This window comes from Sphingomonas sp. (assembly GCF_036731925.1).
Lineage (GTDB): Bacteria > Pseudomonadota > Alphaproteobacteria > Sphingomonadales > Sphingomonadaceae > Sphingomonas.
This window is the reverse complement of sequence record NZ_DAINDJ010000001.1, coordinates 1,679,257-1,691,449: the sequence shown is the minus strand read 5'-3', so window position 1 is coordinate 1,691,449 and position 12,193 is coordinate 1,679,257. Positions and strand designations below refer to the sequence as shown.

The 12,193-nt window shown below is 68.1% G+C and carries 10 protein-coding genes; all 10 read right to left on the bottom strand.

Translation table 11 applies throughout. The features are described from left to right. Positions 1–92: 92 nt before the first annotated feature. Positions 93–1,694, bottom strand: a complete 1,602-nt coding sequence (locus V7E00_RS08300; RefSeq protein WP_333572147.1) for a carboxyl transferase domain-containing protein — start codon at positions 1,692–1,694, stop codon at positions 93–95. Between the two features lie 6 nt (positions 1,695–1,700). Continuing rightward, positions 1,701–2,855, bottom strand: coding sequence for an isovaleryl-CoA dehydrogenase (locus V7E00_RS08295; protein ID WP_333572146.1), 1,155 nt, complete (start codon positions 2,853–2,855; stop codon positions 1,701–1,703). Continuing rightward, a complete protein-coding gene (locus tag V7E00_RS08290) occupies positions 2,852–3,220 on the bottom strand; it encodes a Rieske (2Fe-2S) protein (protein WP_333572145.1) in 369 nt (122 codons plus the stop codon). The genes V7E00_RS08295 and V7E00_RS08290 overlap by 4 nt, the downstream gene beginning before the upstream one ends. Positions 3,221–3,432: 212 nt before the next feature. Beyond that, positions 3,433–4,710 carry a homogentisate 1,2-dioxygenase gene (gene hmgA / locus V7E00_RS08285; RefSeq protein ID WP_333572144.1) on the bottom strand — a complete coding sequence of 426 codons (1,278 nt, stop codon included), beginning with the start codon at positions 4,708–4,710 and terminating at the stop codon, positions 3,433–3,435. Between the two features lie 239 nt (positions 4,711–4,949). Next, on the bottom strand, positions 4,950–5,990 hold the full coding sequence (gene hppD, locus V7E00_RS08280; protein WP_333572143.1) for a 4-hydroxyphenylpyruvate dioxygenase: 1,041 nt from the start codon (positions 5,988–5,990) through the stop codon (positions 4,950–4,952). A 51-nt stretch (positions 5,991–6,041) separates the two neighbouring features. Then, a complete protein-coding gene (locus tag V7E00_RS08275) occupies positions 6,042–7,391 on the bottom strand; it encodes an FAD/NAD(P)-binding protein (RefSeq protein WP_333572142.1) in 1,350 nt (449 codons plus the stop codon). A gap of 25 nt (positions 7,392–7,416) precedes the next feature. After that, positions 7,417–7,683 carry a DUF6356 family protein gene (locus V7E00_RS08270; protein WP_333572141.1) on the bottom strand — a complete coding sequence of 89 codons (267 nt, stop codon included), beginning with the start codon at positions 7,681–7,683 and terminating at the stop codon, positions 7,417–7,419. 72 nt (positions 7,684–7,755) lie between these two features. Then, the gene (locus V7E00_RS08265; protein ID WP_333572140.1) at positions 7,756–8,625 is read right to left on the bottom strand and encodes an NAD(P)-dependent oxidoreductase; all 870 of its coding nucleotides are present in this window, start codon (positions 8,623–8,625) and stop codon (positions 7,756–7,758) included. Positions 8,626–8,683: 58 nt separating this feature from the next. Beyond that, positions 8,684–11,209 carry a bifunctional lysylphosphatidylglycerol flippase/synthetase MprF gene (gene mprF, locus V7E00_RS08260; protein ID WP_333572139.1) on the bottom strand — a complete coding sequence of 842 codons (2,526 nt, stop codon included), beginning with the start codon at positions 11,207–11,209 and terminating at the stop codon, positions 8,684–8,686. A gap of 168 nt (positions 11,210–11,377) precedes the next feature. Beyond that, on the bottom strand, positions 11,378–12,148 hold the full coding sequence (locus tag V7E00_RS08255; protein WP_333572138.1) for an AcvB/VirJ family lysyl-phosphatidylglycerol hydrolase: 771 nt from the start codon (positions 12,146–12,148) through the stop codon (positions 11,378–11,380). Positions 12,149–12,193 lie beyond the last annotated feature (45 nt).

The following is a 12,193-nucleotide window of genomic DNA, read 5'->3' as shown; positions in this document are numbered from 1 at the left end:
GGCCAGTGGCCTGCGCGGCAAAGGAAATCGCCATTAGCGACAGCAACATGAGTGAGCCTTTGAGATCTGATTCCGAGAAAGGTGCGGCATCCTCACATCCGGAACACACCGAACTGCGGCCGCTCCGGGATCGGCGCGTTCAGCGTCGCCGCCAGCGCGAGCCCCAGCACGTCGCGGGTCTGCGCCGGGTCGATGATGCCGTCGTCCCACAGCCGCGCGGTAGCGTGCCAGGGGTTGCCTTCATCCTCGTATTTCTGGCGGATCGGCGCTTTGAATGCCTCGGCATCCTCGGGCGACCAGTTGGCGGCATCGCGGTGGACCGTCGCAAGCACGCTTGCCGCCTGCTCGCCGCCCATCACGCTGATCCGGCTGTTGGGCCAGCTGAACAGGAAGCGGGGGGAATAGGCCCGGCCGCACATGCCGTAATTGCCGGCGCCGAAGCTGCCGCCGATCAGGATGGTGAGCTTGGGCACCGTTGCCGTCGCCACCGCCGTCACCAGCTTTGCACCATGTTTTGCAATGCCTTCCGCCTCATACTTGCCGCCGACCATGAAGCCGGAGATGTTCTGGAGGAAGAGCAGAGGGATGCGGCGCTGGCAGGCGAGCTCGATGAAATGCGCGCCCTTCTGCGCGCTTTCGGAGAACAGCACGCCGTTATTGGCGAGGATCGCAACCGGCATGCCCCAGATATGCGCGAAGCCGCACACCAGCGAGCTGCCGTACAGTGCCTTGAACTCGTGGAACTCCGATCCGTCGACCAGCCGGGCGATCACCTCGTGCACGTCGTACGGCGCGCGGACGTCAGCAGGGAGGATGCCGTAGAGCTCCTCGGGCGCATATTTGGGCGGACGGGGATCCTTCAGCGCCACATCGGGCACACGGTCGGCGGGCAAATGGCTGACGATATCGCGGACGATCGTCAGCGCATGCTCGTCATTCTCGGCGAGATGGTCGACCACGCCCGAGCGGCGGGCATGAAGGTCGCCGCCGCCGAGATCCTCGGCGCTGATCTCCTCGCCGGTCGCCGCCTTCACCAGCGGCGGGCCGGCGAGGAAGATCGTGCCCTGGTTGCGGACGATCACGCTCTCGTCGGACATGGCCGGCACATAGGCGCCGCCGGCGGTGCAGCTGCCCATCACGCAGGCGATCTGCGGGATGCCCTGCGCGCTCATATTGGCCTGGTTGAAGAAGATCCGGCCGAAATGATCCTTGTCCGGGAACACCTCGGCCTGGTGGGGCAGGTTGGCGCCGCCGCTGTCGACCAGGTAGATGCAGGGCAGGCGGTTGGCCTCGGCGATCTCCTGCGCGCGGAGATGCTTCTTCACCGTCATCGGATAATAGGTCCCGCCCTTCACGGTGGCGTCGTTGCAGACGATCATCACCATCCGGCCGGAGACGCGGCCGATGCCGGCGATCACCCCTGCGCCGGGGACTTCGCCGTCATAGAGATCGCAGGCGGCGAGCTGGCCGATTTCGAGGAAGGGCGCACCGGGATCGAGCAGGCGTTCGACCCGCTCGCGGGGGAGCAGCTTGCCGCGGGCGACATGCTTGGCGCGCGCGGACTCGCTGCCGCCGAGTGCTGCCTGCGCAACGTCGGCGCGAAGCTTCTCCGCCAGCGCGCGGTGGTGCGCGGCCTGGGCGCGGAACTGGTCGCTGTCGGGATTGACGGCGGTGGGGAGGATGGGGGCAGACATCGGTGGTTACGCCGCCCCCAGCAATTCGCGGCCGATCAGCATGCGGCGGATCTCGTTCGTTCCCGCGCCGATGTCGAGCAGCTTGGCGTCGCGCAGGAAGCGTTCGACCGGCCAGTCCTTGGTATAGCCGGCGCCGCCCAGCGCCTGCACTGCCTCGCCGGCAACGCGGAAGGCGTTCTCGCTGGCGAGCAGGATCGCGCCGGCCGCGTCGAAGCGCGTCGTCTTGCCCGCATCGCAGCTGCGCGCCACGGCGTAGACATAGGCGCGCGCCGAATTGAGCGCGACATACATGTCGGCGATCTTGGCCTGCATCAGCTGGAAGCTGCCGATCGCCTGGCCGAACTGCTTTCGCTCGCGCAAGTAGGGCAGGACCACGTCGAGACAGGCCTGCATGATGCCGAGCTGGATGCCGGCGAGCACGGTACGCTCATAGTCGAGCCCGCTCATCAGCACGCCGACCCCGCCGTTGAGGGGGCCCATCACGTTCTCCTCGGGCACCTCGCAGTCGGTGAACACCAGCTCCGAGGTGGGCGAGCCGCGCATGCCCATCTTGTCGATCTTCTGGCCGATCGCGAAGCCGGGCATGTCCTTTTCGATCAGGAACGTCGTGATGCCGCGCGAGCCTTCGCCGGTCTTCGCATAGACGACCAGCGTGTCGGCATAGGCCGCGTTGGTGATCCAGAACTTGGTGCCGTTGAGCACGTAGCCGCCCTGGACCTTCTCGGCCTTGAGCTTCATCGAGACCACGTCGGAGCCCGCGCCGGCTTCGGACATGGCGAGGCTGCCGACATGCTCGCCCGAGATCAGCTTGGGCAGATACTTGGCCTTCTGCTCGGCATTGCCCCAGCGGGCGATCTGGTTGACGCAGAGGTTCGAGTGCGCGCCGTAGCTGAGGCCGATCGAGGCCGAGGCGCGGGCGACTTCCTCGCAGGCGATGACATGTTCGAGATAGCCGAGACCGAGGCCGCCATCGGCTTCGGGGACGGTGATGCCGTGCAGTCCCAGCTCGCCCATCGCCGCCCAGAGCTCGTCGCGCGGGAACCAGTCCTCGGCGTCGATCCGCGCCGCCAATGGGGCGATCCTGTCGCGGGCGAAGCGCGCGGTCGTATCGCGGATCATATCGGCGGAATCGCCGAGGGCGAAGTCGAAGTCCGGGGTCATGCTTGTTCCTCTCCAACGGTCACGATCATGCCGTCGATTGTTGTAACGGGCCATGGAAGCAGTCGCGCGCCGACGCAAGGGCCGCCGACGCACCGGCCCTCCTCCAGGGTGTAGAGCGCGCCGTGCCAGCTGCACTGGATATGGGTGGCATCGGGGGTGAGATAGGCGTCGAGCGCCTGGGTGAGCGGCACCGGCATGTGGGCGCAGCGATCGACATAGCCGAACACACGGCCGCCCTTGCGCACCACGAAACCGTGGAACCGGCCGGCGCGCATCTCCAGCACGAAGTTGCGGGCGGTGCCGTCGGGGATCAGCTCGAGCGGGCCGAGGGTTACACCGGCGGGGGTGGCGGTGAGGCGGTCCATCTAGATCCTCACCGACACGGGGAGCGCGGTTACCCGCGAACTCCGCCGTTCGTCATCCCCGCGCAGGCGGGGATCCATTGGCGCTGCGCTGTCGGTTCCTTCCCCCAGCATCGAGGGCAATGGATTCCCGCCTTCGCGGGAATGACAAAGTCTTTTTGAGGCGTCGTCCTTCGTTCGATCGCAATGCAGCTGCCATGCGGCACCGGCACGCTTCACGGCAGCTGTGCCTTGGGGAAGCCTTCCCATACCGCGTCATAGTCCGGCTGGGCGTGCGTCATCGCATGTTCGGTCGGGCGATAGGGCCAGCAGGTCTCGACCATGAAGGCCATGGTGCCGTTGATCTTGTGCGGCTTGAGGTCCGCTTGCGTTGCCCCGAGCCAGCTGGCGACGTCCGGGCCGTGGCCAGCCATCAGATTGTGGAGCGAGAGGCCGCCGGGTGCGAAGCCCTCCGCCTTGGCGTCATAGGCGCCGTGGATCAGGCCCATTGCCTCGCTCATCACGTTGCGGTGGAACCAGGGCGGGCGGAACGTGTCCTCGGCGACCATCCAGCGCGGCGGGAAGATCACGAAATCGGCGTTCGCGCGGCCGGCGACGGTGCTGGGCGAAGTGAGGACGGTGAAGATCGAGGGATCGGGATGGTCGAAGCTGACCGTGTTCATCGTGTTGAACCGGGCGAGATCGTAGCGATAGGGCGCAAGGTTGCCGTGCCAGGCGACGACGTCGAGCGGGCTGTGGGGCAGCGAGGTTATCCACAGACTTGCCAACGACTTCTGCACAAGCTGGAACGGCGCGTCTCGGTCCTCGAACCAGGCGGCGGGCGTCTCGAAATCGCGCGGGTTGGCGAGGCCGTTGGCACCGATCGGGCCGAGATCGGGCAGGCGGAAGGGGGCGCCGTAATTTTCGGCGACATAGCCGGCGGCGGTGCCTTCGGGCAGCAGCACGCGAAAGCGGATGCCGCGCGGGATCACCGCGATCTGGCCGGGGGCAATGTCCATACGGCCGAGCTCGGTCAGCAGCGCCAGCGCGCCCGCTTGAGGAATGAACAGCAATTCGCCGTCCGCGTTCACGAACGCGCGCGTGTCCATGTCGCGATTGGCAGCATAGCGGTGGACGACCACGCCTTCCAGGTCGGCGGGGTCGCGGGTGGCCAGCATTGTCTCCATGCCGTCGATCCAGTCCACCGGCGTGGCGGGGGCGGGGGCGGGATCCCAGCGGAGCCGGTTCGGGGCAAGCGGCTTCGCCGACGTATGCGGCGAGAACAGCGGGGCGCCTTCATAGGCTTGATAGGGCGGATGCTCGGCACTCGGGCGCAGGCGGTAGAGCCAGCTGCGGCGGTTCTCGGCGCGCGGCGCGGTGAAGGCGGTGCCGGAGAGCTGTTCGGCGTACAGGCCGAAGGGCGGCCGCTGCGGGCTGTTGCGGCCAATCGGCAGCGCGCCGGGGACCGCTTCGGTGGAGACATGGTTGCCGAAGCCGGGGAAATACTGGGTCATCTGGCTCTCCCTCCTCCCCCTCGAGGGGGAGGATAGCGTAGCTTGGCGGCGTGCCGCCTAGCGAGGCTTGGAGAGGGTGTGCGGTGCGCCAGCACCGCGCGACTGCCCCTCTCCCTCCCACCGCCTGCGGCGGCGGGCCCCTCCCTCTCCCCGGTGGGGAGAGGGGTTCGAGGAATGGGGCCGGGGTATGCCGTGCGTTCCTGCGGCGGCACCCCCGGCTCTCTCCCTCTCCGAACTGGTCAGGCGTCGACCTTGATCACGCCGCGGCGGATCTGGTCGAGCTCGATGCTCTCGAACAGCGCCTGGAAATTGCCGTTGCCGAACCCCTCGTTGCCCTTGCGCTGGATGATCTCGAAGAAGATCGGGCCGAACATCGTCTCGGTGAAGATCTGGAGCAGGATGCCCTCGTTGTTCTCCACCGAACCGTCGATCAGGATGCGGTTCTTACGCAGTCGCTCCAGATCCTCGCCGTGGCCGGGGACGCGCTTGTCGACCAGCTCGTAATAGGTCTCGATCGTGTCCTGCAGCCGCACGCCGCGGGCGCGCAGGCGCTCGACCGTGTCATAGATGTCGTCCGTCGTCAGCGCGAGGTGCTGGATGCCTTCGCCGTTATATTCGCGGAGAAATTCCTCGATCTGGCTGGCGTCGTCCTGGCTCTCGTTGAGCGGGATGCGGATCGCCTTGTCCGGCGCGATCATCGCCTGGCTGAACAGGCCGGTGGCCTTGCCCTTGATGTCGAAATACTTCTGCTCCTCGAAGCCGAAGAGCGTGCGGTAGAATTCGCTCCACACCCGCATCTGTCCGCGGCGGACATTGTGGGTGAGGTGGTCGAGCAGGTCGAGCCCGACGCTGTTCTCCGCCTCCGCCTCGCGCCAGCCGGGGAACTCGGCCCAATCGGCATAGAGGTCGCTGCCGTCCTGGATGAAATAGAGGTAGGATCCGCCGATGCCCTGGATGACGGTATCATCCTCGTCGGTGGGCTTGCCGCCATGGGCGAGCGCCCATTCCATTGCCTTCGCCGGATCGGCGACGCGGAACGCCATCGCGCTGGCCGAGGGACCGTGCTCGCCGCGGAAGGCGGCGACGCGGCCGGCATCGTCGCGGTTGAGCATCAGGTTGATGCGGCCCTGCTTGTAGCGGGTGATGTTCTTGCGCGGATGGCGATGGGTGGGGACGAAGCCCAGCTGCTCGAACTGGCGCGCCATCGCGTCCGGATCGGGCGAGGTGAACTCGACGAACTCGAAGCCGTTGAGGCCGAGCGGATTGGCGGTATCGGTCATGATCGACCTGATACCGCACTTCCCGATTTAGTGTCAAATGTTACCAAATCGTCACAGACCCTCGCCCCCGACCCAATGCGCATTGGACAGCCGGCGGGCGACGGCCCAGGTCTGGGTGCGAATGTCGGGCACGGCGACGATTTCCCAGAAGGCGCCGCGGGTCATCGGGCCCAGCGCGTAGAGGTTCGCGTTGGCGCGGCCATCGGCGGCGATGGTCTGGCCCTGGTTGTCGACATCGATTCCGATATGCGCGGGATCCGGGCGGATCATCCCACGCGCGGCCAGGCGCTGGAGCAGCGGCTCGCGCGACCGGGCAAGGTCGCCAAGTGGGCCGGTGCAGTTCACGATGCGCTGGGTGAGGATCGTTTCCGGGGCGTCGCTTCCGCGTGGGCGCAGGGTGACAGCGATCCCGTCCGGCCCCTCGGTAAAGCCCAGCGTCTTGGCGGCGCGCACCTCCAGCCGGCCGCGATCGATCAGCGCCTGGAGGCGTGCATGCACCTCTGGGGCGAGGCGGTGGCGGTGGACGTCCCACCAGGGGCGCAAATGGCGGAGGAAGCGGGCGCGCTCGTCCTCGCTGGCATTGGCCCACATCGGTTGGGTAAAGGGGCGGAGCTCGTCGACCGCATTGCGCCAGCCGACCTGCTCGGCGCGCATACGCACGGCCCGGACCAGCGCAGAGGCACGAGCGTGCGGGCGCTCGCGGAGCTTGTCCCAGTCCTGGCCAGCGGCATGGGGGCGGGGGAGCAAGCCGCGCCGCGAGACGGCGACGATCTTGCCGCCGAAGCCGCGCGCCTCCAGCAGCAGCGCCACATCGACCATGGTGAGGCCGGTGCCGATCACCAGCACGGTATCGCTATCGGAAAGCCCCTCGGGCACGCTCGTGTCCCAGGGGTCCCCCTTGTAGCGGGCGCTCGACAGCGTGGTGGGGTCCAGTCCCGGCGGATCGTGCGGGGGCAGGTTGCCGACCGCGAGCACGGCGGCATCGGCGCGCAGTGTGCCGTCGGACAGCTGGAGGGTCGCGCCGTCGGCATCGAAGGTCACGTCCTCCACTTCGCCGCGAACGAGGCGCAGGCGGTCCGGATAGCGGGCGAGCGCCTCGTCCAGCATCTCGCGGAGATACTCGCCATAGACGCGGCGCGGCACGAAGCTGGCGGCGGCATTCTCCACACCGCGCGCTTCCAGCCAGCGGACGAGATGGGCGGGATCGTCGGGGAACGCGCTCATGTTCGCGGCGCGGACGTTGAGCAGGTGGGAGGGGTGGGCGGCGCCATAGGCAAGCCCGGTGCCCGCCACCGGCGCGCGCTCGATCAGCGTCGCGCGCGGGCCTTCGTGGCGGATGAGGTTGATGGCCTGGAGCGTGCCCGAAAAGCCCGCGCCGATGATGGCAACGTGTTCGATCATGGAATGCGGCCCCCCGGCGCCGGCTTCAGATTTCGTAGTCGAGCTGCCACTCGGGCTGGCGGAAGGCGGGCTGCTGCTTCGCAAAGGCCGGCTGACGCGCCTTCATCTGGGCATACAGCCGCTTTACCGAGTCGCTCGCCGTCCGCACGAACAGGAACGGCAGCACCGCATGGACGATGCACGCGGCACCGCCCACCATCATCGTAGCGCCGAACCGGGCGGCGGTGACGGCGTGCTCGCCATAGCTTTCGCCGACGCTGCGGGGATGGGCGAGGAAAAGCCGCTTGATCATGTGGGAAATGTACGCGCGATCCAGCGCGGTGGGAAGGGCGGACACCGACGAAGCGGGCCGCCCTTCCGACGATCAGAGCTTGGCGATCGTCTCGGCGAGCGCGGTCACGTCGACGTCGCTGCCTTCCGTCGCGACGGTTTCGGTGAGATGCGCGCGGACAAGATCGAGCAGCGGCAGCCTGGCGCCCAGCGCCTCGGCCGCCTCACCGGCAAGACGCATGTCCTTGAGGCCCAGCGGCGCGGCAAAGCCGGCGGGGCGGTGGCGGCGCTCGGCAATCGGCGGGCCATAGACCTTGTGGATTGCCCCGTCGAAGATCGTGCCCGAGAATACTTCCAGCATCTTCTCGCGAGCCACGCCGCCCTTCTCGCCAAGCGACATCGCCTCGCCATAGGCTTCCACGGTCGCCATGATCATGAAGTTGCCGGCCAGCTTCACCAGGTTCGCGGCCGAGGGCTTGTCGCCGATCGGGAAGGTCACACGGCCCAGCGCGTCGAGGATCGGCGCGGCGGCTTCCATCGCCTCCGCCGGACCGGCGGCGACAATGGCGAGCTTGCCCTGTGCGGCGACCGGCGGGCGACCGAAGACGGGCGCGGAAACGAAGTGGTGCCCGGCTTCGGCGTGGCGCTCCGCCAGCCTGTCGGCGGTGGCGACGGCGATGGTGCTGTGGGAAAGGTGGAGCGCGCCCGGCGCCATGCCGGCGAGCACGCCGTCTTCCCCGTCGAGGATCGCTGCCAGCGCAGCGTCGTCCGCCACCATGGTCAGCACGGCCTGCGCCCCGTCGGCCGCCTCGCGCGGGGTGCGGGCGAGACGGGCGCCGCGTTCCGTCAGCGGTTCGGCCTTGTCGGGCGAGCGGTTCCACACCGTGAGCGTATGCCCGGCATCGAGCAGCGCGCCCGCCATGCCGATGCCCATCTGCCCAAGCCCGAGAAATGCGATGTCCATGCGTGCCTCCCTGGAATACGCGGCAGCATGTGGGGTGGGAGAACCGGAACCCAAGGGGCTATCCGCCGATCAGCACCGCCGCGTCGATCAGCGCCCGCGGCACGGACACGCCGGGGGTGGTGCCGATATAGCGCGGAATCCAGCTGGGGCCGAACTTCTGCTTGAACGCGCGCAGCCCGGAAAAGCCGTAAATCCGCTCGCCATGGCCATAGACCGCCGCCCCCAGCCGCGACCAGATCGGCGCAAGCGGGCCGGGCTTGAGGCCGGAGAGCGGCGCCATGCCGAGGTTGAACCGCTCGAACCGCTGCGCGGCGCCATATTGCAACAGCCGCACGAACAGCAGGTCCATGGCGCCATAGGGTGTGCCCGGCAGATGCCGCATCAGGTCCACGGAGATTTCCTCGCGGTTGGGTGTCTCCCACAGGTTTGCGAAGGCGACGACCTGCCCCTCCAGCCGCAGCACGGCGCAATCGAAATGGGACAGATAGGCGGCGTCGAAGCAGCCGAGGCTGAACCGTTTCTCCGCCCCGGTCTTACCGGCAAGCCAGGCATCGGAGACGCGCTTGAGATCGGGGAGCAGCGCAGGCACGTCCGACGCGGGCACCACCTCGAACGCCAGTCCTTCGCTGGTCGCGCGCTTCACCGAATAGCGCAGCGACTTGAACTGGCCGCCCTTCAGGTCATAGCCTGCACGGAGATCGACCACCGCTTCCTCGCCATATTTGAGCGGCTGGAGGCCCAGTTCGACGACCAGCGGCAGCATTGCCGCGCTGACCTGGAACAGGCACAGCCGCCCCCGCGCGGCATCGCAGCGGCGGCGGATTTCCCAGATCAGCTCGGACCAGGCCTCTTCGGGCCCGACGGGATCGCCCATCACGATCCAGGTGCGCCCCTGCACGCGGTACATCAGGAAGGCGTCGCCGGCGGTGGAAACCAGGAAATCCTTGTCGCCGGTATAGGCGAGCATGGCGTCGGCGCGACTGGCGACGGCGATCGCGCGTTTGGCTACCTCGGCGTCGAGCGCGTGGTGCTCGCGGACGCGGGGCGCGGCGGACATGAGGCGCCAGAACGCCCAGCCCACCAGCAATATCGTCGCACCGAGTGTCGCGCGGAGAAACCGTGGGGCGTTGCCGCGCCAGGCGAAGTCCCACCACAGATCGTCGCTGTACGGCACGCGCTTGTACGCGAAGAAACCGGCCCAGGCGCTGAGCAGCAGGGCGATCAGCGCCGCCGCCCACCACCAGCGTGCGACCGGCGCAGAGCCGATCCCCGCGCTGCGATAGAAGCCTGGCCGCGCATATTGCAGCAGCCCGGCAACGATTAGCAGTACCGCCGCCTCTTCGACATCGATGCCCTTGGCGATCGAGAAGACGGCGCCGGCCAGCAGCAGCAGCCGCGCGGCATGGAAGCCGCTCTTCAGCCGCGCCTGCACGGCGGGCGCGATCAGCAGCAGTGCCGTGCCGACCAGGCTCCCGGCGAAGTGGGACCCCTCCACGAAGGGCAGGGGCAGGATGCCGTGGAGCGGGTGCATGCGGCCATGCGCCGGCGGCAGGGCGCCGGATACCAGCAGGACCAGTCCGCCGCCGAACACCAGAAGTGCCAGCAGCGGCGGCACCAGCGTCTGGCCGATCCGGTGCGCAACGCTCAGCCCGGTGGCGATCGGGCGGCGCAGCCTTCCGCCTTCGATCGCGACGAGGACCGCACCGGCGATCAGCAGCGGCAGCAGATAATACAGGACGCGGTAGAGCAGCAGCGCCGCGAAGAGATCGCTTCGCCCGATCGGCACCAGGGCGAGCATCGCCGCCTCGAACACGCCGATTCCGCCGGGAACATGGGTGATCAGCGCGACGACGATGGCCAGGGCATAGGCGAGGAAGAAGGTGCCGATCAGCGTGGGATCGGCATGCGGGATCAGGACGAACAGCGCGCCGGACGCGCAGGCCAGATCGAAGGCGGCGATCCCGATCTGCGCAGCCATCAGCGGCGCACGAGGCAGCGGCAGGCTGGCGCTGCCGATGTGCAATTCGTTCAGTCCTCGCGCGCGGAGCACGAACAGCGCGACGAAGCCGAGCGCCACGATCGCCCCGGCGCCGTGGAGCAGCGACAGAGAGAGCATCCCTCCGAACAGCGGCAGCGGATGCTGGGCGCTGAGCAGGGCGATCGCCGTCACGGCGAACACGCCGCCCCAGAAGGTGCCGCTGGCAATCAGCGTGACGCGTGCGACATCGGCGAAGTCGAGGCCTGCCGCGCCATAGGCCCGCAGCCGCGCGGTGCCGCCGGTCAGTAGCGAGAGCCCGAGATTGTGGCTGATCGTGTAGCTAGTGAACGAGGCGAGCGCTGCCGTCCGCCAAGGCAGGCGGAGGCCGATCGCGCGCACGGCAAACCAGTCGTACAGGGTCAGCGCCAGATAGGAGGCAGTGGTGAGGCCCAGGGCCAGTGCCAGCCGAATGGAGTCGATCTGGTGCAAGGAATGGCGCACGTCGCGCAGGCGCACTTCGTGGAGGATCGCCCGCACCGCCTCGAAGCCCGACAAGGTGAGCGCCAGCGTCAGCAGGATCAGGACTGGTCGGCGGTGGGTGGTCAACCAGAGGCCGAGCCCGCGTGTGGACCTTGTCTTTTCCGCCGTCGTGTCCGGCTCCGCGCCTTGCATTCCGTTCCCCAGCCGATGCCTTTCCCCCTTGGGCATCGCCGCTGGCTTTAGCTGCGCGCCGTACGCCTAGCAATCGAGCGGACGTGGTCGGGCCCGGGAGGCTCAGGATGCAGGAGCGTCGAGGTGCGTGCCAAGGACGGGCGCCAGCGCGGCGAACACGGTGCGGACCAGCAGGTCATGGTCCATGCGCAGGAAATGCCCGCCCGGCAGCGTGATGCGGCGTACGTTCGGCGCAAGCAGGGTAGGGCAGAGGCTGTCGGTCTCGTCGGCGCCGCGAATGCAGGTCACCGGGAGCCAGTCCAGTTTCTTCGCCGATGCCGCGTCGGCATCGGGCGCACCGATATAGGCGAATCCGAGCGGGTCGGCACGAAAGTAGGCGGTCGTTCCGGGGACGACCAGCACCAGCGCCGCGACCCTTGATCGCAGTTCCGCCGGCAGCGACGCCATGGCCACCCGGGCCATGTCTGCGCCGAAGGACTGGCCGATGACGACGATCCTGGCGGCGCCGGAGCGGCGGCTCGCCTCTCGGATCGCATGATCGAGCAGGGCCTGTACCTCCGCATGGGTCTGCCGGTGCGCAAATGCGGTGGAGCTTGCCACGGCGTAGACCGGCACGCCGGCGCCGGCCAGCGCCTCGACGACATGCGAGCCCATTCCGTAGCGCATGCCCATGTCACCGGAGAGGAATACTGCTGCCACGGGCGCGGTACCGGGTCGCTCGGGCATGCCGTAGAGGTGCACCGGATCGCGATCGAGGAAGCCGGCGCTCCAATAGACTCCGAAGGCGATCGCGGCGAGCAGGGCGATGAGTGCCGCTGCCCAGCGTTTCCAGGCGAAGGGAATCGTTCGGGAGGAGGGAGCAGGCGTTGCCATTCGAAGCCCTTAACCGGCGGTAGCTGAAGCTGGGGTGAAGGGAGG

Bases quoted from the DNA above. Each gene is read 5' to 3' on its own strand.
- V7E00_RS08300 (WP_333572147.1), bottom strand. From the start codon at position 1,694: ATGTCTGCCCCCATCCTCCCCACCGCCGTCAATCCCGACAGCGACCAG.
- V7E00_RS08295 (WP_333572146.1), bottom strand. From the start codon at position 2,855: ATGACCCCGGACTTCGACTTCGCCCTCGGCGATTCCGCCGATATGATC.
- V7E00_RS08290 (WP_333572145.1), bottom strand. From the start codon at position 3,220: ATGGACCGCCTCACCGCCACCCCCGCCGGTGTAACCCTCGGCCCGCTC.
- hmgA (WP_333572144.1), bottom strand. From the start codon at position 4,710: ATGACCCAGTATTTCCCCGGCTTCGGCAACCATGTCTCCACCGAAGCG.
- hppD (WP_333572143.1), bottom strand. From the start codon at position 5,990: ATGACCGATACCGCCAATCCGCTCGGCCTCAACGGCTTCGAGTTCGTC.
- V7E00_RS08275 (WP_333572142.1), bottom strand. From the start codon at position 7,391: ATGATCGAACACGTTGCCATCATCGGCGCGGGCTTTTCGGGCACGCTC.
- V7E00_RS08270 (WP_333572141.1), bottom strand. From the start codon at position 7,683: ATGATCAAGCGGCTTTTCCTCGCCCATCCCCGCAGCGTCGGCGAAAGC.
- V7E00_RS08265 (WP_333572140.1), bottom strand. From the start codon at position 8,625: ATGGACATCGCATTTCTCGGGCTTGGGCAGATGGGCATCGGCATGGCG.
- V7E00_RS08255 (WP_333572138.1), bottom strand. From the start codon at position 12,148: ATGGCAACGCCTGCTCCCTCCTCCCGAACGATTCCCTTCGCCTGGAAA.